Source organism: Pseudomonas sp. WJP1 (genome assembly GCF_028471945.1).
Taxonomy (GTDB): Bacteria; Pseudomonadota; Gammaproteobacteria; order Pseudomonadales; family Pseudomonadaceae; genus Aquipseudomonas.
Genome location: NZ_CP110128.1, coordinates 43,372 through 67,012, shown reverse-complemented (window position 1 = coordinate 67,012; position 23,641 = coordinate 43,372). Strand labels below are relative to the sequence as shown.

At 59.7% G+C, this 23,641-nt stretch carries 21 protein-coding genes; 12 read left to right on the top strand and 9 right to left on the bottom strand.

What is annotated here, in order from left to right; translation table 11 throughout:
- Positions 1-170 precede the first annotated feature (170 nt).
- Positions 171-2,309, top strand: a complete 2,139-nt coding sequence (katE, locus tag OH720_RS00300; RefSeq protein ID WP_272604128.1) for a catalase HPII — start codon at positions 171-173, stop codon at positions 2,307-2,309.
- A 104-nt stretch (positions 2,310-2,413) separates the two neighbouring features.
- Here the strand turns inward: katE and OH720_RS00295 are convergent, their stop codons facing one another.
- The 4 genes from OH720_RS00295 to zur are packed head-to-tail and all read right to left on the bottom strand — an operon-like array spanning position 2,414 to position 5,219.
- Positions 2,414-3,133: a PA5502 family lipoprotein gene (locus OH720_RS00295; protein WP_272604127.1), complete on the bottom strand. Its 720-nt coding sequence runs from the start codon at positions 3,131-3,133 to the stop codon at positions 2,414-2,416.
- 37 nt (positions 3,134-3,170) lie between these two features.
- Positions 3,171-3,959, bottom strand: coding sequence for a zinc ABC transporter permease subunit ZnuB (gene znuB / locus OH720_RS00290; protein ID WP_008064715.1), 789 nt, complete (start codon positions 3,957-3,959; stop codon positions 3,171-3,173).
- Entirely contained in the window at positions 3,952-4,737 is a 786-nt protein-coding gene (gene znuC / locus OH720_RS00285; protein ID WP_008064713.1) for a zinc ABC transporter ATP-binding protein ZnuC, read from the bottom strand. The genes znuB and znuC overlap by 8 nt, the downstream gene beginning before the upstream one ends.
- Positions 4,737-5,219: a zinc uptake transcriptional repressor Zur gene (gene zur, locus OH720_RS00280; RefSeq protein ID WP_272604126.1), complete on the bottom strand. Its 483-nt coding sequence runs from the start codon at positions 5,217-5,219 to the stop codon at positions 4,737-4,739. Before zur ends, znuC begins: the two co-directional genes overlap by 1 nt.
- 66 nt (positions 5,220-5,285) lie before the next feature.
- On the opposite strand from zur, the gene OH720_RS00275 reads away from it, so the two are divergent.
- Positions 5,286-6,206, top strand: coding sequence for a zinc ABC transporter substrate-binding protein ZnuA (locus OH720_RS00275; RefSeq protein ID WP_008064709.1), 921 nt, complete (start codon positions 5,286-5,288; stop codon positions 6,204-6,206).
- 109 nt (positions 6,207-6,315) lie between these two features.
- Here the strand turns inward: OH720_RS00275 and OH720_RS00270 are convergent, their stop codons facing one another.
- A complete protein-coding gene (locus OH720_RS00270; RefSeq protein ID WP_272604125.1) occupies positions 6,316-7,266 on the bottom strand; it encodes a homoserine kinase in 951 nt (316 codons plus the stop codon).
- Positions 7,267-7,323: 57 nt separating this feature from the next.
- On the bottom strand, positions 7,324-7,614 hold the full coding sequence (locus OH720_RS00265; protein WP_272604124.1) for a DUF2782 domain-containing protein: 291 nt from the start codon (positions 7,612-7,614) through the stop codon (positions 7,324-7,326).
- Positions 7,615-7,688: 74 nt separating this feature from the next.
- On the opposite strand from OH720_RS00265, the gene polA reads away from it, so the two are divergent.
- The gene (gene polA, locus OH720_RS00260; protein WP_272604123.1) at positions 7,689-10,508 is read left to right on the top strand and encodes a DNA polymerase I; all 2,820 of its coding nucleotides are present in this window, start codon (positions 7,689-7,691) and stop codon (positions 10,506-10,508) included.
- Positions 10,509-10,841: 333 nt separating this feature from the next.
- On the opposite strand, the gene yihA is transcribed toward polA, so the two are convergent.
- Positions 10,842-11,486, bottom strand: coding sequence for a ribosome biogenesis GTP-binding protein YihA/YsxC (gene yihA, locus OH720_RS00255; RefSeq protein WP_008064701.1), 645 nt, complete (start codon positions 11,484-11,486; stop codon positions 10,842-10,844).
- Between the two features lie 191 nt (positions 11,487-11,677).
- Here yihA and OH720_RS00250 point away from each other — a divergent pair, with 191 nt between their 5' ends.
- The 7 genes from OH720_RS00250 (at position 11,678) to OH720_RS00220 (ending at position 18,935) form a co-directional block, all read left to right on the top strand.
- Positions 11,678-11,968, top strand: a complete 291-nt coding sequence (locus OH720_RS00250) for a c-type cytochrome (RefSeq protein WP_272604122.1) — start codon at positions 11,678-11,680, stop codon at positions 11,966-11,968.
- A gap of 43 nt (positions 11,969-12,011) precedes the next feature.
- Positions 12,012-12,641 carry a c-type cytochrome gene (locus tag OH720_RS00245; RefSeq protein ID WP_272604121.1) on the top strand — a complete coding sequence of 210 codons (630 nt, stop codon included), beginning with the start codon at positions 12,012-12,014 and terminating at the stop codon, positions 12,639-12,641.
- Positions 12,642-12,840: 199 nt separating this feature from the next.
- Complete coding sequence (locus OH720_RS00240; protein WP_008064697.1) at positions 12,841-13,482, top strand: thiol:disulfide interchange protein DsbA/DsbL; 642 nt, start codon at positions 12,841-12,843, stop codon at positions 13,480-13,482.
- Between the two features lie 12 nt (positions 13,483-13,494).
- Complete coding sequence (locus OH720_RS00235; protein WP_272604120.1) at positions 13,495-14,373, top strand: endonuclease/exonuclease/phosphatase family protein; 879 nt, start codon at positions 13,495-13,497, stop codon at positions 14,371-14,373.
- Positions 14,370-16,361, top strand: a complete 1,992-nt coding sequence (locus OH720_RS00230; RefSeq protein ID WP_272604119.1) for a GGDEF domain-containing protein — start codon at positions 14,370-14,372, stop codon at positions 16,359-16,361. Before OH720_RS00235 ends, OH720_RS00230 begins: the two co-directional genes overlap by 4 nt.
- Before the next feature lie 105 nt (positions 16,362-16,466).
- Entirely contained in the window at positions 16,467-17,246 is a 780-nt protein-coding gene (locus tag OH720_RS00225) for an N-acetylmuramoyl-L-alanine amidase (protein ID WP_272604118.1), read from the top strand.
- Positions 17,247-17,321: 75 nt separating this feature from the next.
- Positions 17,322-18,935, top strand: coding sequence for an EAL domain-containing protein (locus OH720_RS00220; RefSeq protein ID WP_272604117.1), 1,614 nt, complete (start codon positions 17,322-17,324; stop codon positions 18,933-18,935).
- Between the two features lie 6 nt (positions 18,936-18,941).
- On the opposite strand, the gene OH720_RS00215 is transcribed toward OH720_RS00220, so the two are convergent.
- Positions 18,942-20,726 carry a KinB sensor domain-containing domain gene (locus OH720_RS00215; protein ID WP_272604116.1) on the bottom strand — a complete coding sequence of 595 codons (1,785 nt, stop codon included), beginning with the start codon at positions 20,724-20,726 and terminating at the stop codon, positions 18,942-18,944.
- A gap of 10 nt (positions 20,727-20,736) precedes the next feature.
- On the bottom strand, positions 20,737-22,083 hold the full coding sequence (algB, locus tag OH720_RS00210; protein WP_272604115.1) for a sigma-54-dependent response regulator transcription factor AlgB: 1,347 nt from the start codon (positions 22,081-22,083) through the stop codon (positions 20,737-20,739).
- A 432-nt stretch (positions 22,084-22,515) separates the two neighbouring features.
- Between algB and OH720_RS00205 the strand changes: the two genes are divergently transcribed.
- Positions 22,516-22,803 (top strand): hypothetical protein, encoded by a 288-nt coding sequence (locus tag OH720_RS00205; protein WP_272604114.1) that lies wholly within the window; start codon positions 22,516-22,518, stop codon positions 22,801-22,803.
- A gap of 71 nt (positions 22,804-22,874) precedes the next feature.
- Positions 22,875-23,039, top strand: a complete 165-nt coding sequence (locus tag OH720_RS00200) for a DUF1328 domain-containing protein (RefSeq protein WP_003177151.1) — start codon at positions 22,875-22,877, stop codon at positions 23,037-23,039.
- Positions 23,040-23,641: the final 602 nt, after the last annotated feature.

Here is a 23,641-nt window from a genome sequence, read left to right as displayed (position 1 = left end):
GGTTAGCCGGGCGCGCATTTTAGCCTGTCCGTATAGCAGTTCTTAGCATTTATTTCGCATTCGACCAGTCATTTGGCAATAACGCGATCAAAGGTCAGATAAAAGGAACGGCTAAAAACGCCATCAGTCACTACTTAGGCAACTCGAATTCAGCCGAGGAGTCACGCCTGATGAGTACTAAAAAGCCTGCCGCGCCAAAGAGCGACCTGGCCGGGACCGATACCCTGGACCGCAATAACACCAACGCCAAGCTTGATAGCCTGGAAAAATTCCGCTCCGACGCCACCGGCCAGGCCTTGCGCACCAATCAGGGCGTGAAGGTGGCGGACAACCAGAACACCTTGAAAGCCGGCGCCCGTGGGCCGTCGCTGCTGGAAGATTTCATCATGCGTGAAAAGATCACGCATTTTGACCATGAACGCATTCCCGAGCGCATCGTTCATGCCCGCGGGACGGGTGCCCATGGTTACTTCCAGAGCTATGAAAAACACAGCGTCTTGACCAAAGCCGGATTCCTACAGGACCCCGGTAAAAAGACCCCGGTATTCGTGCGTTTTTCCACGGTGCAGGGGCCTCGCGGGTCAGGCGATACCGTGCGTGATGTACGAGGCTTCGCCGTGAAGTTCTTCACCGATGAAGGTATTTACGATCTGGTGGGCAACAACATGCCGGTGTTTTTCATCCAGGACGCCATCAAGTTCCCTGACTTCGTCCACGCGGTAAAACCCGAACCCCACAACGAAATACCCACCGGCGGCTCGGCCCACGACACCTTCTGGGACTTTGTTTCGTTGCAGCCGGAATCGGCACACATGGTGATCTGGGCCATGTCCGACCGGGCGATCCCCAAAAGCCTGCGCAGCATGCAGGGCTTTGGGGTTCACACCTTCCGCATGATCAATGCCGAAGGAAAATCGCGCTTCGTCAAGTTTCACTGGCGCCCTGCCGCAGGTACCTGTTCGCTGGTGTGGGATGAAGCACAAAAGCTTGCGGGAAAAGACACCGACTACCATCGTCGCGATCTCTGGGAGGCCATCGAGATGGGTGACTATCCGGAATGGGAGCTGGGTGTGCAGGTGGTGGAGGAAGAAAACGAACACGCCTTCGATTTCGACATCCTCGACCCCACCAAGCTCATACCTGAAGAGATCGTACCCATCACCCCGCTGGGCAAGATGGTGTTGAACCGCAATCCGGACAACTTTTTCGCCGAAACCGAGCAGGTCGCGTTCTGCCCGGGGCATATCGTGCCGGGGATCGACTTCTCTAACGATCCGCTGCTGCAGGGCCGGCTGTTTTCCTACACCGACACGCAGATCAGCCGACTCGGTGGCCCGAATTTTCACGAGATTCCAATCAACCGAACGATTTCACCCCTGCACAACGGCCAGCGGGATGCGCTGCACCGCACCACCATCGACAAGGGTCGTGCGGCCTACGAACCTAACTCTATCGATGGCGGCTGGCCGAAAGAAACGCCGCCCGCAGCGCAAGATGGCGGCTTCGAGAGTTACGCCGAGCGCATCGACGCCAACAAGATCCGTCAGCGCAGCGAATCGTTCAGCGACCACTTCTCCCAGGCACGCCTGTTTTTCCACAGCATGAGCAAACATGAGCAAGAACACATCATCGCCGCGTACAGCTTCGAGCTGGGCAAGGTTGAGCGTGAGTTCATTCGGGCAAGGGAAGTGAATGAAATCCTGGCCAACATCGATCTGGAGCTGGCCAAGCGGGTGGCACAGAACCTCGGACTTGCGGTGCCGAAAGCGGGGACCATCGATGTACCAAAAACGTCCCTGGACCGCTCGCCGGCCCTGAGTCAGGCCAACCTGCTGCCAGGCGATATCAAAACCCGCAAAGTAGCGATCCTGGCTGCCGATGGCGTAGACGGCGCAGCAATCGATGCCATGAAGAAAGCGCTGGAAGCTGAAGGGGCCCATGCCAAATTGCTCGGCCCGACCTCGGCGCCGGTGAAGACCTCCGATGGCAAATCGTTGCCGGTGGATGCGTCCATGGAAGGCTTGCCTTCAGTGGCATTCGATGCGGTATTCGTGCCTGGAGGTGCGGCCTCGATCAAGGCGCTGAGCACTGACGGGGTGGCATTGCATTACGTGCTGGAGGCTTACAAACATTTGAAAGCGATCGCGCTACACGGCGAGGCGAAGCAGTTGCTGGATGTGTTGAAGCTGGAGGTTGATGCGGGGTTGATCGTCGGCACGGATGCGAAGTTGGCCAAAGCGTTTTTTGCGGCGATCGGGCAGCATCGGGTTTGGGACAGGGAGCCCAAGGCCAAGGCGATTCCGGCTTAGGTTATTTGTTAAATGTGAGGACGCCTTCGCGAGCAAGCCCGCTCCCACATTGGATCTGTGCTCGACGCAGAACCAATGTGGGAGCGGGCTTGCTCGCGAAGCTTTTAAGGCTGCTTGCGAGGGCTAAGAACAACCTGCGCCGGAACGCTGCGCAGAATCTGCCGCTCCAGATTCAGGTCAAATTGCGGATCAAGCTTCTTCACCCGCTTGGTCAGCAAGTTAGCCACCCATGGATAATCATCGGTACGCGGCACCTGAATGCTCACGTCGCACTGAAAATTCACCACATCGGCGGCAATAGCATCCAATTGACGACGCATTTTCCCCATATCGGTGATTTTAAGCTTCACCGTGGTGCTTTCCGCCTCCGGATCAATGACCTTGGCTTTACGCTTGGCTTCGGCGGACTTGAGGTCTGCTTCGGCTTTTTCCAGCTCAGCCTTGCGGGCTTGTGCGATGGCGCCGTTGACGCCCCCGGTAAGCGCAGGCGCTTTAGGCATCAAGACCCGGGCCCGGGCCAGTGCGGTGGCAGCAGCGTTTACGTCGCCTTTTTGCAGCACGATCTGGCTACGCAGCAGATAGGCTTCGGCCAGTTGACGCTGGTATTGCTCAAGGGATTGATCGTTGGGGGACTCGGCCTGCAACGCGGCCAATTGCCCTTCGGCCGTGGCCAAATCGCTGCTGGCCAGGCTTTGTTCCAGCTGTGCAATGGCCGTGGCCCGCGCATCCGGGACCTCGGGGGTTGCCGGTGGCGTGCTTTGGCAAGCGCCCAGCAGCAAAGAAAATGCGACAAGGAGCAGATAACGGGAGGCGAACGACTTCATTCCTGCGACTCTCTATTTGCGCAAAAAACGAGCAAGTCTACACCCCTCTACGGGGCAGAACAAAACTCAGCAGAAACAGCGCGGCGGCCGCCACTACAATCGACGGGCCCGCCGGGGTGTCCTTGAACCAGGACAGCGCCAGTCCGCCACACACCGCGAGTATGCCCAGCACACTGGCGCCCAGTGCCATCTGCTCCGGTGAGCGGGCATGACGTTGTGCCGCAGCCGCCGGAATGATCAACAACGAGGTGATCAGCAACACACCGACGATTTTCATCGCCACGGCAATCACCACGGCAATCAACAGCATCAGCGCCAGGCGCAACCCCGCCACCGGCAGCCCTTCGACCCTCGCCAACTCTTCGTGCACCGTGATTGCCAGCAGTGGCCGCCACAACGTCACCAGCAACGCCAGCACCGCGGCGCTGCCACCGAGGATCCACGCCAGGTCGGTCGGGCTGATCGCCAGCAAGTCACCGAACAGATAGGCCATCAGGTCGATCCGCACTTCGTGCATGAAGCTTAGTACCACCAGGCCTAAAGAGAGGGTACTGGGCGCGAGAATTCCCAAAAGCGTGTCGGAGGCCAGCGGCTGGCGCTGTTGCAAGGTCACCAGCAGCACCGCCAACAGCAAGCAGCCGACGGTGACTGCAACCGTCGGGCTGACATCGAGCAGAAAGCCCAGCGCCACGCCCAGCAATGCCGCGTGGGACAGGGTGTCGCCGAAATAGGCCATGCGCCGCCAGACCACGAAGGAGCCCAAGGGGCCCGCCACAACCGCCAGAGCCAGACCTGCAAGCAGGGCGTAGAGCAGAAAATCAGCCATGCTTGCAGCTATCTCCGTGAACATGGTTATGGCCCGACGCGGGCGCCTTGACCACCGAGCCGTGCAAATCGTGGGCGTGGTCGTGGTGGTGGTGATAAATCGCCAGGCTTTGGGCGTTTTTTCCGAACAGTTCGACGAAAGCCGGATCGCCGCTGACCTGCTCGGGGTGGCCGGAGCAGCAGACATGGCGATTCAGGCAAACCACCTGGTCGGTGGTGCTCATCACCAGGTGCAGATCGTGGGAAACCATCAACACACCGCAGCCATGACGGTCTCGCAGGCGGGTGATCAGGCTATAGAGTTCGGCTTGGCCGGCCACGTCGACGCCTTGTACCGGCTCGTCGAGCACCAGAAGTTCAGGCTCGCGCAACAAGGCCCGGGCCAGCAGGACGCGTTGCATTTCACCGCCGGAAACACTTTGCACGGGGCTATCGATCACTTGCTCGGCACCGACTTCCTTGAGCGCGGCCAAAGCCATCGCGCGGTCCACGCCCGGCACCAGGCGCAAGAAGCGCAGCACCGAGAGCGGCAGGGTCGGGTCGACATGCAGCTTTTGCGGCATGTAGCCGACCCGCAGTTTCGGCTTGCGCCAGACACTGCCGCTGTCGGGCTTCAACAGGCCGAGCACGGCGCGCACCAGGGTCGTCTTGCCAGCGCCATTAGGGCCGATCAGGGTCACGATCTGCCCGGGCTCTACGCTCAGTTCGATGTTATCCAGCACAGGTTGCCCGGCAAACGTGACGGCAACCTGCTCGAGGCGGATCAGCGCGTTGCTCATCAAGCCCCCTGGCAGCCCGAACAGAGACCGATCACTTCGACGGTCTGGCCTTCGACGACAAACCCGACGTCCTTGGCGCTGACGATGATCGCGTCGCTGATGGATTTCTGTTCGAGTTCGATGGCGGCGTGGCATTCACGGCAGATCAGGAACTGACCCTGGTGGGCGTGCTCCGGATGATTGCAACCGATGAAGGCGTTGAGCGAGGAGATTCGGTGTACGAGGCCGTTTTCCAGCAGGAAATCCAGCGCGCGGTAAACGGTCGGTGGCGCCGCTCGGCGGCCATCCTGCTCGCTAAGCACCGCAAGAATGTCGTAGGCGCCCAAGGGTTTGTGGCTTTGCCACACCAGTTCCAGCACGCGCCGACGCAATGCGGTCAGGCGCAAACCCTGGCGCGCGCACAAGGCATCGGCCTCAGACAGTGCGCTGTGAACGCAATGTGAGTGGTCGTGGGGACGGCTGGCAATCGGTGTTTTAGGCATGAGCGGCGACGAGTTTTGTGAGAGACGTTATTATGTTACCCGTTCTCGCCTCTTCGAGTGGTCATCGTGTCCCGACTTTTTTCCATCTTTGTCGCAATTTTCACCAGTTTTCTGCTGATCGGCTCGGCGCAAGCCGAGGTCAAGGTCCTCACCAGTATCAAGCCACTACAGCTGATCGCCGCTGCCGTACAGGATGGCGTGGCGATCCCGGAAGTCCTGCTGCCACCCGGCGCCTCGCCGCATAACTATGCCTTGCGCCCATCCGACGTACGGAAGGTGCAATCGGTGGACCTGCTGTACTGGATCGGGCCGGACATGGAAGGTTTCATGCCGCGGGTGCTCAATGGTCGTACGCTGCCGAGCGTCGCCGTGCAGGAGCTTCCTGGCCTGAAGCTGCGACATTTCGCCGAAGATAACCACTCCCACGCCGAAGAAGCCGACGAACACGACCACGATCACCGTCCGGGCACCCTGGATGCGCATTTGTGGCTGTCGCCGGTCAACGCCCGGGTGATCGCGGCGAAAATGGCTGCGGACCTGAGTGCAGCCGACTCGGCCAACGCGGCGCGCTACCAGAGCAACCTGAAGGCATTTGACGAACGTCTCGATGCGCTGGATGCACGCCTGAAGAAACGTCTGGCCGGTATTGAAGGCAAACCTTACTTCGTGTTCCACGAAGCGTTCGACTACTTCGAAGACGCCTACGGCCTCAAGCACGCGGGTGTATTCAGTGTTGCAGCCGAGGTGCAACCCGGCGCCCAGCACGTCGCAGCAATGCGTGCGCGGTTGCAGGAAGTCGGCAAGACCTGTGTATTCAGTGAACCACCGCTGCGCCCACGCCTGGCGGAAACCCTGGTGGCCGGGCTGCCGGTGAAACTGGCAGAGCTGGATGCGCTGGGCGGCTATACGCCAGCGACGGCTCAGGGGTATGAGCAGGTGCTGGAGAAATTGGGGAATGATTTGGCGGGGTGTCTGGAGTCGTTGTAACAACCCATAACCTGTGGCGAGGGGATTTATCCCCGTTGGACTGCGCAGCAGTCCCTCTTTTTGGGGCCGCTTCGCAGCACAACGGGGATAAATCCCCTCGCCACAATGTTTAGAGGGCGAAAGGCAATGGCGTATTGACTGTCTGCCGCTGCGCCAAACGCTGCTCAAACTCCATCGGATCGTGAATCAACACATCCTGTCCGGCAAACGACTCCGCCGCGATCAACCGTGACAACCAGAAGCGCACGCACGCCACCCGCAGCATGGTCGGCCACAACTCGGCCTCGGCGGCGGTAAATGGTCGCAACGCAGCATAAGCCCCCAGCAACGCCCGCGCCCGTGGACCGTCGATCAAGCCGTCATCGTCGGAACACCAGTCGTTCAGGGCAATCGCCACGTCGTAGAGCATCGGCCCCGAGCAGGCGTTGTAGAAATCAATCAGCCCGGTCAGGTGCGTGCCTTCGAACATCGCGTTATCACGGAACAGGTCGGCGTGGATGTTGGCCCGAGGCAGCGCCAGAATTTTCTCTTTCTGCTGGGTGATTTCTTCCAGCGCCCGCTCCAGCAAAGCTTTCTGCCCTGCATTGAGGTGCGACAGGAATTGCGTGCCCTCTTCCAGCATCCAGTCCAGGCCACGATCGGTCTTGCGCTTGATCATCTTTCCCTGGGTGGCCAGGTGCAGGTGGGCAAGCAACTCGCCTACTTGCGCGCAATGCTGTGCGTTGGCTTGCTTGATGTGCTTGCCAGCCAGGCGCGGTTGCAACAACGCAGGCTTGCCGGCCAGCTCGCGCAACGCGACGCCGTCGGTGGTGCGCAGCGCGTAAGGCACCGGCAGGTCGGCTTCGTGCAGCACGTCGAGCAATTCGATGAAGAACGGCATCTCCTGGACCGGGCCGCGCTCGACCAGGGTCAGGACGAATTCGCCCTGCTCCAGGCTGATAAAGAAATTGGTGTTTTCGCTACCGGCGGCAATCCCCTGGAAATCAAGCAGGCGGCCGAGGCCATAAGGGGCGAGAAAAGCTTCCAGCTCGGGCCGAGCCAGGGGGGTGAACACAGACATATTTAAACTGCCAGTACGGGCGCCGATATTGAGCCAGCGCCGATTAATATTAAGAAACTATTTCCACTCAAAAATCTTCCATGCCGGGATCAGCATATCCGGGTAATCCGAGCGAATGAAGTTACCGTCCGATCCATCCGCACGAACCAGGAAGTACGGTTTCCCCACCGAAGGTGTGACCTTGATGGCGTAGAGAAAACCGTTCTGACGGTACTCCTGAATCGTTTTGTCGCCTTCCGTGCGAATGGTTACTTCCGGATCTGGCGATGGCGCATCGTCCGCCGCCATGACGGCCAACGGAGTGACTGCAAACAACCCAGCCAGCAACAGGCGATTTAGTGTGCGCATGATAACCTTGTCCCTTTGTCGTCAACGGTCCCGCTATTCTAGCGCCGGACCCGCCGAAAAGGTTGATCCTGCTCATGAGCCAAGCCCCCCTCGTCCTGGTGGACGGTTCTTCTTACCTGTACCGCGCCTTTCACGCGCTGCCACCGCTGACCACGTCCAAAGGCCTGCCTACCGGCGCGGTCAAGGGCGTATTGAACATGCTCAAGAGTCTGCGCAAGCAGTACCCGGACAGTCCCTTCGCCGTGGTGTTCGACGCCAAGGGCGGGACATTTCGCGATGACATGTACGCCGAATACAAGGCCAACCGGCCGAGCATGCCCGATGACATGCGTGTGCAGATCGAACCCCTGCATCAAAGCGTGATCGCCCTGGGCTTCCCGCTGCTGTGCGTTGAAGGCGTCGAGGCCGATGACGTGATCGGCACGCTGGCACGCAGCAGCGCGGCGGCCGATCGCCCGGTGGTCATCTCAACCGGCGACAAGGACATGGCGCAGCTGGTCGACGGCCACATTACCTTGGTCAATACCATGACCGGTAGCAGCATGGACGTAGACGGCGTGAAGGAGAAATTTGGCGTCGCTCCCGAGCAGATCATCGACTATCTGGCACTGATGGGCGATTCTTCCGACAACATTCCAGGCGTTCCGGGCATAGGTCCAAAGACCGCTTCCGGCCTGCTGGTGGGTGTAAATGGCGGCCTGACCGAGCTTTACGCGCAGCTCGACATTGTCCCCACCCTGCCGATTCGCGGCGCCAAGACCCTGCCAGCCAAGCTCGAAGAGCACAAGGAGATGGCGTTCCTCTCCTATCAACTGGCGACCATCAAGGTCGATGTGCCGCTGGACATTGGCCTGGACGACTTGCAAATGGGCCCGGATGATCCGGCCAAACTCTACGAGCTCTATTCCCTGCTGGAATTCAAAAGCTGGCTGAACGATCTTGATCGGGACGCCAAACGTCTTGAACTGAGCGCTGCTGCCCCCAAGCCTGAGCCAGTAGTCGATCTGTTCAGTGCCACCGAAGCCGAAACCGAAGCCGAGGTGCCGCCGGCCACGCCGGAAGCCCGTTACGAGACCATCCTCGACCAAGCGCGATTCGACGTCTGGCTGGATAAACTGAAAAACGCCAAACTGCTCGCCTTCGACACCGAAACCACCGGCATCGACGCGCAGCAGGCGCAATTGGTGGGCCTGTCGTTTGCGGTGCAAGCCAACGAAGCGGCCTACATCCCGTTGACCCACTCCTACATCGGCGTGCCCGATCAACTGGATCGCGACACCGTCCTGCGCGCCCTCAAGCCGATTCTGGAAGACCCGAACAAGCTCAAGGTCGGCCAGCACGCCAAGTTCGACATGAACATCCTGGCCAACTGCGCCATTGGTGGCGATCAGGCAAACGGCATCACCGTGCGCGGCGTCGCTTTCGACACCATGCTTGAGTCCTATGTGCTCAACTCCACGGCCACCCGCCATGACATGGACAGCCTGGCGCTGAAGTACCTGGATCACACCACCGTGAGCTTCCAGGACATCGCCGGCAAAGGCGTGAAGCAGCTGACGTTCGATCAAATTGCGCTGGAGCAGGCCGGGCCTTACGCGGCCGAGGACGCAGACATCACCCTGCGCCTGCACCAGGCCTTGTTCGAGAAGCTGACCGCCATCCCGACCCTGGCCAGCGTGCTGACCGACATCGAGATGCCCCTGGTGCCGGTGCTCGCACGTATCGAACGCCAGGGCGCGTTCGTGGATGCTGCCCTGCTGGGCGTGCAGAGCATCGAACTGGGCGACAAGATGGTGGCGCTGGAGCGTGAAGCCTTCGAGATTGCCGGTGAGGAATTCAACCTGGGCTCACCCAAGCAGCTCGGCGTGATCCTCTACGAGAAGCTCGGGTTGCCGGTGCTGAAAAAGACCGCCAAGGGCCAGCCGTCCACCGCCGAAGAAGTGCTGGCCAAGCTGGCCGAGGACGACTATCGACTACCCAAGGTCCTGATGGAATACCGTTCCATGAGCAAGCTCAAAAGCACCTACACCGACCGTCTGCCGGAACAGATCAATCCGCGCACCGGACGCATCCACACCTCCTATCACCAGGCCGTGGCGTCCACCGGGCGTCTCTCGTCCAGCGACCCGAACCTGCAGAACATACCGGTGCGCACCGCGGAAGGGCGACGCATCCGCCAGGCTTTCGTCGCTCCGAAAGGCTACAAGCTGCTGGCTGCCGACTATTCGCAGATCGAACTGCGGATCATGGCGCACCTTTCCCGCGATGAAGGCCTGATGAATGCCTTCCGCAATAACCTGGACGTGCACACCGCTACCGCTGCCGAAGTGTTCAAGGTCGAACTCAACCAGGTCACCTCCGACCAGCGGCGCAGCGCCAAGGCGATCAACTTCGGCCTGATCTACGGCATGGGTGCGCAGAAACTCGGCAAGGACATCGGCGTCGATACCAAGACCGCCAAGGCCTATATCGATACCTACTTCGCCCGTTATCCCGGCGTTCGTGAGTACATGGACCGCACCCGCGCCCAGGCGGCGGATCAAGGCTACGTGGAAACCTTCTTCGGGCGGCGCCTGTACCTGCCGGAGATCAATTCCAACAAGCCGCAAGAGCGTGCCGCCGCCGAACGCACGGCAATCAACGCGCCGATGCAAGGCACGGCGGCCGACATCATCAAGAAAGCCATGGTGGCCGTGGATGAATGGCTAACCTCGTCAGGCCTGGACGCCAAGGTCATCCTGCAGGTGCACGATGAATTGGTACTTGAAGTGCGCGAGGACCTGGTCGAACAGGTCAGCGCTGAGATTCGCCTGCACATGAGCGGTGCGGCGAAACTGGATGTGCCATTGCTGGTGGAAGTCGGGGTGGGCAATAACTGGGACGAGGCGCACTGAGTGCAGACTCTGCTGCGGCATGATGCCGCAGCAGAGCTCTCGAGGGCTGCTTAGACCAAAAGGCGCTTGGGGTTATTCCAAAGCTTCTGAAAAAAAACTGAACTAATCTGGCCCCAGCCACTCAGATTTACTGAATGGCTGGTGAAGCCCTTCGATGCTCCTATGTTGTGTTAAGTGTTGGCAGATATCTGGACCCCGCCCTAGCGGTCTAGAACTTGAACCCCGGAACTTCCCCCTCCCCATAGAAGTCCGGGGTTTTTTTTGCCTGTAAAAAACTGACTGGTGCGATCATGCCGCGCTGGCCTGACCGCTCCCCAGACAACTTTTTCACGCTTACACAGTTACTTCGTCAGCGCCCTTGTCCGCCAGTTCCATCCAGCCTGCCAATACAGTGTAGGCGTCTTCCAGGCCCATGCGCTTCGGGGCCGAAAACAGCTGGATCGTCACCGCATCGCCCCAACCCTTGCGAATTTCCGACTGCACCTTGAGCAGCGTGTTCTTGGCCGCGCCGTAGGTCAGCTTGTCCGCCTTGGTCAGCAAGATGTGCATCGGCATGCCAGCCGCAACGGCCCAATCGAGCATCAACAGGTCGAAGTCGGTCATCGGGTGACGGATGTCCATCATCAGGATCAGACCTTTCAAACTCTCGCGACCACCCAGGTAGGCTTCCAGGTGACGCTGCCAGTGTTGCTTAAGCGGGATCGGTACTTTTGCATAACCGTAGCCCGGCAGGTCGACCAGACGGCGTTCATCGTCTAGCTTGAAGAAGTTCAACAGTTGCGTGCGCCCCGGGGTTTTCGAGGTGCGCGCCAGGCTGGCATGGGTCAGGGTGTTCAGAGCACTGGACTTGCCGGCGTTGGAACGCCCGGCGAAGGCGACTTCGAAGCCCTCGTCATCCGGACATTGGTCGACTTTGGCGGCGCTGAGCATGAAGGTGGACTGTTGGCACAGACCGAGGATGGGATTCTTGAGTTGCATGGGATTTCCGATGTGGGCGGCGCCAGGAATGGGCGCGGCAAGCAGTGTCGCTTCCGTTTCAGTGACGCCAGTATATAATGCCGCAGATTTTGTGTGCGCTTTGTCCCGACGCAGGATGAAGTTCACGAGAGCGACAGACCTTGATTGCGCACTAGAACGCAGATCGCTCTCAACCCTGAAAAGGTCGTTTTATGACGAAATGGCTGCTAGTTGCCGGAGTCTTGATGCCGCTTTACAGCGCTCAGGCTACACAGGATCCGGAAACTGTGTACAACCGTGTTTGTGGTGCCTGTCATTCCGGCCAACTACCCATGGCGCCCCGCAAGGGCGATCAGGAAGCTTGGACGCCGAGGTTGGCGAAAGGTATGGAGACGCTGGTGCAACACGTGACCCAGGGTTTCAAGGCGATGCCGCCGCGTGGTTTGTGCATGGACTGCAGTGCCGAGGATTACCAAGCCATCATCCACTGGATGAGCGAGTAAACCCGGTCCATAACTTAACCCTTAGCCGTAGTTGGATTAGCTGATGAACAAATTGATCGTGAGTCTGCTGTTGACCGTGGGGATCTCCGGCATTGCCCATGCTGCAGGTGAGCCAGTCAAACCTGGTGACGCCGCCGCAGGCCAGGCAAAAGCCGCCGTATGTGGCGCCTGTCATGGCCCGGATGGCAACAGCATGGCGCCTAACTTTCCAAAACTGGCCGGCCAAGGTGAACGCTACCTGACCAAGCAGCTGCACGACATCAAGTCGGGCAAGCGCACCGTTCTGGAAATGACTGGCCTGCTGACCAACCTGAGCGACCAGGATCTGGCGGACATCGCCGCCTACTTCGCCAGCCAGAAGGGCAGCGTCGGCGCCGCCGACCCGAAAGTCGTGTCTCGCGGTGAAGCGCTGTTCCGCGGTGGCGACCTGGCCAAGGGCCTGCCATCTTGCACCGGCTGCCACTCGCCAAACGGCGCAGGCAACGCAGCCGCCGGCTTCCCGCATCTAGGCGGCCAGCACGCTCAATATGTCGCCAAGCAACTGACCGATTTCCGCAAGGAAGAAGGCGGTCGCAATAACGACGGCGATACCAAACCAATGCAGAGTATTGCCAAAAAGCTGAGCGACGAAGACATCGCCGCAGTGTCCAGCTACATCCAGGGCCTGCACTAAGACCGATACATCGGGCGTAGCGCAAGGCATAGAACCCTTGCAACGTTAACGCTCGATTAATCCGTCACAGCAAGTATAAAAAGGGTGGCTTTGGCCGCCCTTTTTTGTGGCCGCTGCCGTTACACTACAGAACTCAGGCCCGCCATGACCTGTCTGAAATCAGGTCCCGCGAGGCGAAAAAATTGTCCAGGAGTAAAGCATGCGTAATCTGATCATCAGCGCCGTTTTTGCCGCTGCCAGCCTGTTCGGCATGACTGCCCAAGCCGCTGAAACCCCCGCCGCACCTTATGTCGAGCTGAGCAATCCGGTGCCGGTCGCCGTGCCTGGCAAGATCGAAGTGGTGGAGCTGTTCTGGTACGGTTGCCCGCACTGCTACGCCTTCGAACCCGTGATCAACCCATGGGTTGAAAAGCTGCCTTCCGACGTGAACTTCGTACGCATTCCAGCCATGTTCGGCGGTCCATGGGATGCACACGGCCAGATGTTCCTGACCCTCGAAGCCATGGGTGTCGAGCACAAGGTCCACGCCGCAGTGTTCGAAGCCATTCAGAAAGAACACAAGAAGCTGACCGACAAGAATGACATGGCGGACTTCCTGGCCACCCAGGGCGTCGACAAGGACAAGTTCCTGGCCACGTTTGACTCCTTCGCCATCAAGGGCCAGATCAACAAGGCGCGCGAGCTGGCGAAAAAATATGAAATCACCGGGGTTCCAACCATGATCGTCAACGGCAAGTATCGTTTTGACGTAGGTTCTGCCGGCGGTGCCGAACAAGCCCTGCAACTGGCCGATAAACTGGTCGACCAGGAGCGAGCGGCTAACAAGGCTGCCGCCAACTAAGAGGCGCCTGCCATGCGCCGCTGGGGAACCGAACGCATCGTTGGCCTGCATGATCCGCGGGTCAACGAGCATCACCTGGAATCGACGGGCCTGCCCGCAGACAGCCGTCTGCGCTTGCTCAGCTTCAATATCCAGGTCGGTATCAGCACCGAGCGGTATCGGCATTATCTGACCCGGGGCTGGCAACATCTGTTGCCGCACACCGGGCGTGCCGACAATCTGCAAAAGATCGGCAACCTGCTGGGCGACTTCGACCTGGTCGCCCTCCAGGAAGCCGATGGCGGCAGCCTGCGATCAGGCTACGTCAACCAGGTCGAACACCTGGCCCAGCTCGGCGCCTTTCCTTACTGGTATCAGCAACTCAATCGCAATCTCGGTCGCCTGGGCCAGCACAGCAACGGTGTGCTCAGTCGCCTGCGGCCGTGGGCGATCGAGGACCATCCTCTGCCAGGGCCGAAGGGTCGCGGAGCGATTCTGGTGCGCTTCGGCGAAGGCCCGGAAGCGTTGGTGGTGGTCATGATGCACTTGGCACTGGGCGCTCGTGCCCGCAGCCTGCAACTGGCTTACATCCGCGAAGTCATCGGCGGTTACAAACACCAGGTGCTGATGGGTGATATGAACACCCACGCCAGTGACCTGCTGCAACACTCCCCATTGCGCGACCTTGGGCTGCTGGCCCCGCAAATGGAAGCAACGTTCCCCAGCTGGCGCCCGCAGCGCTGCCTGGACCATATTCTACTGAGCCCGAGCCTGACCCTTGAAAAGGTCGAGGTGCTGGCACAACCCATTTCCGATCACCTGCCGGTCGCGGTAGAGATTCGTCTGCCGGGTTCGCTCACGGCCGATGCATTGCCCGCGTTGAGTCCTGCCCCCCGCGGATCCCATGAATGAGCGACGAAGCACAGCGCTGGAAAGAGAAGTACCTGCAAAGCATCGAACAACAGGAAAAGCTCGAACGTCGCTGGGATGCCCGGCTCGACCTGCTGCGCCGGGGTCTGGTGCGCAGCACGCTGGCAGCGGAAGGCACCGACCGCGCCGTTGACCAATGCATGAAGGAGATGCGCGAAGTCGTGCGCACCGACGACATGGACGCCGGTCTCGCCGCCCTGCTACCACGCCTGGAAAAAGCCGTACTCGACTCCGAGCAGCGACGGGAGACCCGGGTCAACCAAACCAGCGCCGCACTCAATGCCCTGGTCACGCAGCTGCAAACATTGCCGCTGCCCCGGGAAGTGAGTCGTCCCCTCAAGCACTTCGCCAAGCAACTGGACAGTCGCGTCAGCCAGGCGCGCGAGATCCCGTTGCTGCTGGGCGAACTGAGCGGACTGCAAGGCAAGGCCCTGAGTCAGCTGGAGAGCCCGACGGAACCCGAACGCCCGGGTTTGTTGCAGCGGTTGTTCGGTCATCGCGATGCGGAAGATACAACCGCCCCCACAGAACAAACGCTTGTAGCGCAGATGGGCGAACCCGTTCTGGCGCCCATGGTCGCGACCCCGTCGGTCATTGCCGAGACCATACCTCAGATACTCCGCGACATTCCGGATGCAACCCAACCTGCTGCTATTGCGCCAGCCCTGGAGCCGCAGCAAGCTCCAGCCCGGCCTGCGCAAGTCATGGCCGAAGCCGATACTCAGCACTTCGAGATACAGCCTGCACCTGTTGTTGCACCCACCATCCTGGCTGAACCGGCAGTCAATCCCGACGAATTGAGCCCGGTGGTGCCGCTCGACACCCTGCCGCTGCCCTCGCCCATGGCCCAGGTCCTGGCTGCCATCGATCCGCATCAACCCGAGCAGGACATGCTCTACGCCCTGCCCGACTCGCCCGAACCGTCTTACAGCTCGGTGGCCAAACACATCGAAGACACCTTGTTGGGCTTGCTTGACGACCTGACGGTACCCGAGCGGCACCGTCCACAAGCCGACTCAATGCGTGAGCGCCTGAAAAATGGCTTGAACTGGTACGAGTTGCTGCCGATTCTCGACGATCTTGCGACTTTAATGCTGGCAATCTCCGACGGTGGCCAACACGAGTTCGAAGCCTATCTGCAGGGGCTCAACGAACGCCTGGAATCGTTCCAGAGCAACTTGCTGGCCGCCAGCGCCGGGCATGCCGACAGCCGATCCGCCGCCCATGCGATGGACACGCAGATTCGCGAACAAGTCGACGGCATGCAGAGCAGCATGCAGGAAGCAGCCGACCTGAATGATCTCAAGCACGTGCTGGAAAACCATCTGGAAGGTTTGCTCGGCACCATGGACCAGCACCGCCAGCAGCGCGACGAGCGCGAGCAGGAGGTGGCGGCCCGCCTTCAAGGCCTGGCCGAACGAGTTGCGCACATGGAACAGGAAGCCCAGGGCTTTCGTGAGCACCTGGAAGAGCAACGCCAGAAAGCCTTGATCGACCCGCTGACCGGCCTGCCCAACCGCGCGGCCTGGAGCGAGCGCCTTGAGTATGAGATCGGCCAATGGCAGCAGCACGGCAATACGTTGATGCTGGCCATGCTCGACCTCGATCACTTCAAGCGCATCAATGATAATTACGGGCACCTGGCGGGCGACAAAGTCTTGAAAATCATTGCCAGTGTGCTGCGCAAGCGCCTGCGCACGACGGATTTCATTGCGCGGTTTGGTGGCGAGGAATTTGTCCTGCTGATGCCATCCACAGTCCCGGCAAACGGCATGAAATTCCTGGAAACCCTGCGCGCCGCCATCGAAGCCTGCCCTTTTCACTTCAGGGGTGAACCGGTGACCGTCACCCTCTCCATAGGACTGGCGGCGTTCAGGCCCGGTGAGCATGGCGATGTGGTGCTTAAAAGAGCTGATCAGGCGCTTTACCGTGCAAAAAATGCCGGGCGCAACCGGGTGGAGATGGGCTGAGCGCTTTGTCGCTCCATTTAGTTCAAATCGTTGCGATGACCCAACACGCGCAAGACAGTACGTTACACTGTTGCATTACTGTCTCTAGCGTGTTGGCTTCCCTCCATGAAATATCTTGCTCTCATCGTGTCGCTGATCCTGCTGGCCGGCTGCGCCAGTGGTCCGCGCTACGACACTCGCCATGCTTCGCCCAATCACGACAGTCGTATTCAGTTCGTCGTGCTCCACTACACCAATGCATCGCTGGAGCGCTCGCTGCAACTGCTGACCCATGGCGAAGTCAGCAGCCACTACCTGATCGGCGACGACAAAAAGGCGACCATCTACAAGCTGATGGATGAAAACCTGCGGGCCTGGCACGCCGGGGAAAGCCAATGGCAAGGCAGGACGTGGATGAACTCCAGTTCCATCGGCATTGAAATCGTCAATCCGGGCTTCAAGGACACCCCGACCGGGCGCCTGTGGTACCCCTACTCCGAAGCGCAGGTCGAGTCCCTGATCGTCCTGCTCAAGGACATCAGCCAGCGCTACGCAATCAGCCCTCGCAGTATTGTCGGCCATAGCGACATCGCGCCCTTGCGCAAGCTTGATCCGGGGCCTCTGTTTCCCTGGAAGCGCCTGGCTGAACAAGGGATAGGAATATGGCCGAACGAGCAAGCCGTAGCCCGCCAGCAACCCCGGTTCGAAACACAGCTACCGAGCATCAGCTGGTTCCAGGCACAACTGGCACGCGTCGGTTATGACACGCCGCAAACCGGCGAACTGGATGTTGCTACCCGCCATGTACTGGCGGCCTTCCAGATGCATTTCCGCCCGTCGCGTTTTGACGGTACGCCGGACGCACAAACGGCAGCGCTGCTTCAGGTTTTAAATCAGACAAAATAATGACGATCGCCCGACGGTCAGCGCATTTCTCAAATAGCAGCTATAACTCATTGGTAATCCGTCGGATATTCCATAATGACTGTTGCTCGAGAGACACTTAGCAGCTGGTTCTATCGCCCTTGGTTTCTGGCGATGCTGGCTGCTGTCTTGAGCGCGACGTTGATGATGGCCGGCAGCTACTTTGTCGCCGTGCACCAGGTTGAGCAAAACGAAAGCTGGGAAATGAACGCCCAGGGTGAACGATTTCTCGCTCGGCTGGAGCAACTGTTCGGGCAGTTGCGCGAAAGCCTTGATGACCTCGAAGCCCAGCCGCTACGTAGCTGCGATGACGACATGATCGCGACCCTGCAGCAGGTCAGCTTCAATTATCGCTTCGTCTATGAGGCGGCCTACATGGACGCCTCGCGAATCTGTTCCAACCGTCCCCGCCAGGAAGGCTTGTCCCTGATACGCCCACCGGACATCCAGGGCCCCACCTACAGTTACTGGTTGAACACCACCACCGAGCCCGATGAAAACCGTGCCGCGCTGATGCTCGGACGCGGCAATTTCCGGGTCGCGACGTCTCGCGGCCATCTGACCGACATGGTCGACCTTTCGCCGGGAAGCAGCCTGCTGGTGGTTCTTGACCATGGCACCCGGGCGATTCCGGTACTGGGCGTTGCGCAAGCCTGGCCACCAACCGGCCATTGGCCCCCGAAAACCCGCGATGCGCTGCAAGTCACCCAGACCAAGTTGATTTACCGCATGCCCACCGACAACCCGGAATACCAACTGGTGCTGATCAGCCCGCGCAGTGGCACCCATATACCGCCCGTGTGGTGGTGGTTGCTGCCCGCCTGCCTGCTATTGGCACTGTGCGTAGGCTTCCTGGTGTTTTTGCTGGTGCGCCAGCGCCAGTCACTGGACGCGGAGCTGACGGGCGCCATCCGCCGGGGTGAGTTGCAGGTGCTGTATCAGCCGATCTTTGACCTCGACAGCCGCAATTGCGTCGGGGCTGAGGCCTTGCTGCGCTGGCGACGGCCAGATGGCACCCTGACCAGTCCCGACCTGTTCATCCCGATGGCCGAGAACACCGGGCAGATCCGCCAGATGACCGACTTTGTCCTGCAACGCCTGCTTGAGCAGTTGGGGCAACTGCTGCGGGCCAATCCGCAGCTGTACATCTCGGTCAACCTGGCGGCCTGCGATGTCATGGTCCCGCGGATCGGCCAAGTGATGGCTCGCTTGTTGACCCTGCACCGGGTCGCGGCCAAGCAGATTGCCTTCGAAGTCACCGAACGCGGATTGATCGATGTGGTGGTGGCCCGGGAAAACCTGCAAGCCTTGCGGGATGTCGGGCATCAGGTACTGATCGATGACTTTGGCACCGGCTACTGCAGCCTCGCCTACCTGCAAACCCTGCCGGTGGATTGCCTGAAGATCGACAAGGCTTTCATCGATGCGCTCGGCCATGACGCGGCGAGCAGCGGTGTGGCGCCGCATATCATTCACATGGCCCAGTCACTGCATTTGAAGGTGATTGCCGAGGGTATCGAACATGAAGCCCAGGCGGCGCTCCTGAGCAGTGAGGGGGTGAGGTTCGGCCAGGGCTGGCTGTTCGCTCATGCACTGAGTGCGGTGCAGTTCATTGAGCTGATAACCCGAGGCCGCCGACTGGCCGGTCGACGCCTGGATGACGAAGCGTAAAAGCGCTTACACGGTCAACGTCATATAGAACTGAGTTCCCTGCCCCGGTCGCGAGTAAACGCCCATGCGTCCACCATGCAACTGCACGATTTCCTTGCACAGCGCCAGACCGAGCCCGGCCCCGCCTTTCTTGCGACCGACCTGGACGAAGGGCTCGAAGATCCGACCCTGTTGCCCATAGGCGATGCCTTCACCGTTATCTTCGACGCTGATGATGACCCTGTCCCCATGGCGCCTGGCTTGTAAACGTATCAGTCCGCCGCTGGCGGTATGGCGCAGCGCGTTATCGATCAGATTGTCGAGCACCCGGTCCAGTTGCGGCTGATCGGCTTGCAGCCGTGGCAAGGATCCTTGGACTTCCACCAACAGCTCGACGCCCTTCTCCTGTGCGCCGTCAGTGAAACGAATTTGCGCCTGCTCCAGCAAATCCTCGATGGAACACGGCGCCAGGGTGAGTTTTTGCAAGCCGTTCTGGTAGCGGGAGAAATTCAGCAGGTCGTTGATCAGCTGCATGAGCCGCTGCATTTCTTCGTTTACCGTGTCCAGCAGGTCCGCTTCCCGGGACTCTGGCGGGAAATGCGCGCGCTCGCGAAACAGGCCGAATGCCATGTGCATGCCGGTAACGGGTGTGCGCAGTTCATGGGAGGCGCGCAAGACGAACTCACTACGCACCCGTTCAAAGGCTCGTTGTTCAGTCACATCGTGCAGCACCATCACCGCGCCGAGGATATGCCCCTGGGTATGGATGACCGGCGTCAGGCTATAAGTCAGCAACCGCGTCTCGCCATCGACCTCGATACTCAGGTCATCCGGCATACGCTCCAACGTGCCGCCACGCAGTACCAGCTGCAATTGTTCATCGAGCTCGGGATGCTCCAGCGCCTCACCCAAGCCCCGCCCGAGTCGATCGGTGTCCCATCCCAGCTGACGTTGCGCTACCGGGTTGAGATGCTCCAGGTGCCCCTGGCGATCGATCATCAGCAAGCCATCGTCGATGCCGTCGAGCACCGCCTGCAACCGCTGCTGTCCCGCCAGCAACTCATCGACGTTGGTGGCCTGATGTTCGCGCAGCGCCTCGGCCATGATCCCGAATCGCCGGGTCAGCTGATTCAGCTCCACGGCCGAGGACACCGGCAGCGTGACGTCGAAATTTCCCTGGCCAATATTATCCGCCGCCTGCGCGAGAGCCTCGATGGGCTCACCGAAACGCCGGGCGATGGCATGCGCGGTGATGAAGCCGATGACCAACACCGCCAGCCCGACCAGGCCAAGCAGCCCGGCGATCAGCAGCGCACGCTCACGGGCCTTGCGTTCAACGGTGCTGATGTCATCCAGCGCCCGCTTGTGTTCGGCAATCAAGCCATTGCGCAGCAGATTGAATTTTTCGGTCAGCTCATCGTTGCCGCTGAGTACGCGCCGGGGGTCAGCGGACACTTCATACGCACCAATGAAGCTCAAATAGTCGGCTTTGGCCTTTTTGAAGCCGAGGTTTTCACCCGGCGGCTCCTGGGCAATACCTTCCTCCAGCAGCTCAAGGTAACGCTGCCTGGACGCTTCGAAGGCGGCGGGATCATTGTTTTCGCTAAGCATGACGAGCAACTGATCGCCCAGCGTCTGCCGCAACTTGAGCCCCAGGTCCAGGGTGACGAAGTTGTTGCGCACCAACGCTTCCTGGCTCCCGGCCATCTGCAACACACTGACAAGACCGAGCAGCAGCCCAAGCAGTGCCACAGTGATCAGCGCAGAAATGCTGAGGAAGAGACGGGTCTGCAACTTCATCGCCAGCTTCATCGCCGCGAACTCACAGGTTGTACTGCTTGCGCTTGCGATACAGCGTCGACGCGTCGATCCCCAGGGTTTTGGCGGCTTGATCCAGCGTACCCGCGGTGGCGAGGACGGCACCGATATGGGCCTTTTCCAGCTCATCCAGGCTTAATGGGGCTCCGATACGCGGGGCGTTATTGATCAGTGCTTCGGCCATGCCCAGGTGGCTGATCTCCACCCGCTCCTGCGGGCAAATAATGCTCGCGCGCTCCACCACGTTACGCAGCTCGCGAATGTTCCCGGGCCAGCGGTAACCCAGGAGCGCCTCACGTGCTTCGTCACTGAAACCCCGTGCGGGACGCGCGTATTCCTTGACGAAACGGGCCAGAAACCGGTCAGCGAGTGTAAGAATATCTTCCCGACGCTCGCGCAATGGCGGCAGGTGCAGCGTAATGACATTCAGGCGATACAGCAGGTCCTCGCGGAAACGGCCGTCGCGCACCATGTCTTCGAGATTCTGGTTGGTAGCCGCAAGGATGCGCACATCGGCGCGACGGGTGACCGGGTCACCCACCCGCTCGTACTCTTTGTCTTGAATGAAGCGCAGCAACTTTGGTTGCAAAACCAAGGGAAAATCGCCGATTTCGTCGAGAAACAAGGTGCCGCCATCGGCCTGGTTAACGCGCCCCAGGGTGCTTTCGCTGGCGCCGGTAAATGCACCCCGGCTGTGCCCGAACAGTTCGCTTTCCATGAGTTCGGCCGTCAGCGACGGGCAGTTGATGGTGATACAGGACTTTTTCGAGCGCTTGCTCCAGCCATGAATCGCCTGGGACAACTCGCCTTTACCGGTACCGGACTCGCCAAGGATCAGGATGTTGGCGTCGGTTGTGGCCACCTGACGGGCAGTCTCGAGCACGACTTTCATGGCCGGGCTGTGGGAATCCAGGCCGTCCTTGGGTTTACGTACCTCACCTTCCAGTGCCTCCAGACGTGCCGACAATTGCCGCACTTCCAGCTGTTTGGCCGTGGCCAGGCGCAACTGATCGGGGCTGCACGGCTTGACCAGATAGTCGGCGGCACCCGCCTGAATCGCATCCACGGCAGTGTCTACGGCCGAATGCGCGGTGACGATCACCACGCGCATCCATGGGGCCTGGATGCGCATCTGCGCCAGAACGTCCAGGCCGTTGTCCTCTCCGAGGCGCAAATCCAGGAAGCACAGGTCGAAGACCTGACGCTGCAGCAAGGCTTCCGCTTGCGCAGCGCTGTTAGCGGTCGCCACGCTGTAGCCTTCATCTTCAAGGCAATAACGGAAGGTTCGCAGGATGGCAGATTCATCATCCACCAGAAGAATGCGGCCTTGATGCTCAGTGGCGGATTCCATTTTCCTACGCTCCTTAATGAATGATCTTGGTTAGTCCCGGAAAAATCGGGCAAGTTGCATGGTTTATTCTGATCCATTCCTGCCTTAGCAGGGTAGCTAACTCCTGTTCCCTCGCCGCAGCGCCCGCAATTGCGCTTTCTGGAAAGAAAACCCCTTATCAGAGATGCCTTGCGTCCATTTCTGACAGCCGCACCCTCCTCTCAATTCAAAAATATTGCGATGTCTTTGCGCGGAGTCGTGCATTACGCACGACTGCACGAGGGCTCATCGTGCAGGATGCGTCGGGCCACATTCTCCGCATAAGCATAACTATCTGTTTTTAAACGATTTTTTTAAGAAAAAAAGCTGGCATGCAGGCTGCAATAACCTGATTAACGCAGGGCAACAACAAATGCCCTCAACCCAATTCCCCAGCGTGGGAGGAGCTTCAGGATGAATCGCCAACGTGCCGCCCAATTGCATCTCTCGCCACTGCATGTTCAGCAAGGCCTGTTTGCGGTACTTGCACTGGTGATCACCTTGATCGCCGGTCAACAGTTTCTTCTGTGGGAACAGAGCCAGCAGCCAGAAGCCCCGCGCGTTTCGTTCGAGCGTCCGACCCAAACCCAATTCAGCGCGGCAGGCAGCGGTTTGGTAGATACCACCCCGATGCGAATGATGGACGTCGACCAGGCGCAGCCGGCCGATGAAATGTCCCGTCAGGAACGCTGGGTGTTCTAAGCACATCGACTTGGTGCGCTCGCCGCGCCGGGAAAGCAACACCTCTAAATAGAAGCGTAAGGAGAATCACCATGTTGAGCTGGGCAATCACATTCTTGATCATTGCCATCATTGCTGCAGTACTGGGCTTCGGTGGCATCGCGGGCACCGCCACGGGTATCGCCAAGATTCTCTTTGTCGTGTTCCTGGTGATGTTCATTGCTTCCTTCTTCTTTGGCCGTCGCGGCCGAGGATGAACATGAGCGTTTTAAAGACATTGGCAGCCGCCCTGCTACCGGGCGGGCGGTCGTGCCATGGCAAGCGAAGTTCCACAGTGGTACTGAATTGAAGACGCGAAAGAGGCGCATCGCTTCTTTCCCATTGCGCCACCCGAGGAAGGCAGGCGCATGACCAAGGGGTCGGGACGTTCTGCCTGCTTCAGGGGCGGAGTGACCTACGGGTACAGGGAGTGCCTGCGTGAGGGCCGGGTCAGGAAAGCTTCCACGCAAGTTCGCCGGCCAACCACGGCTCGACGGGCTTGCGTAGGGCTTGAAGCTCAAAGCACCAGCAATAAATAGTCTTCGAGGCTGCAAGAGCGACCGTACATCGAGAAAAATCGCCTTTCTTTTGCGCTCAAGTCTCTGGGCAAATCTCGCGATTTTCCTTCATTTCGACACCCTTCCCCACTGTTCAAAAAACACACAACCTGCTCTGTGATGGCCGGTTCACGGCACTTATGCCTGCCAATATGTCGTATTCGAACCGGTTGGGACGCGCGTTTCACTCAAAAAACCTCATGCCGATTCGGCATAGGGTAGGCGTTTACGGCATTAGACGTCGCTTCCTTGCATCGGAATAG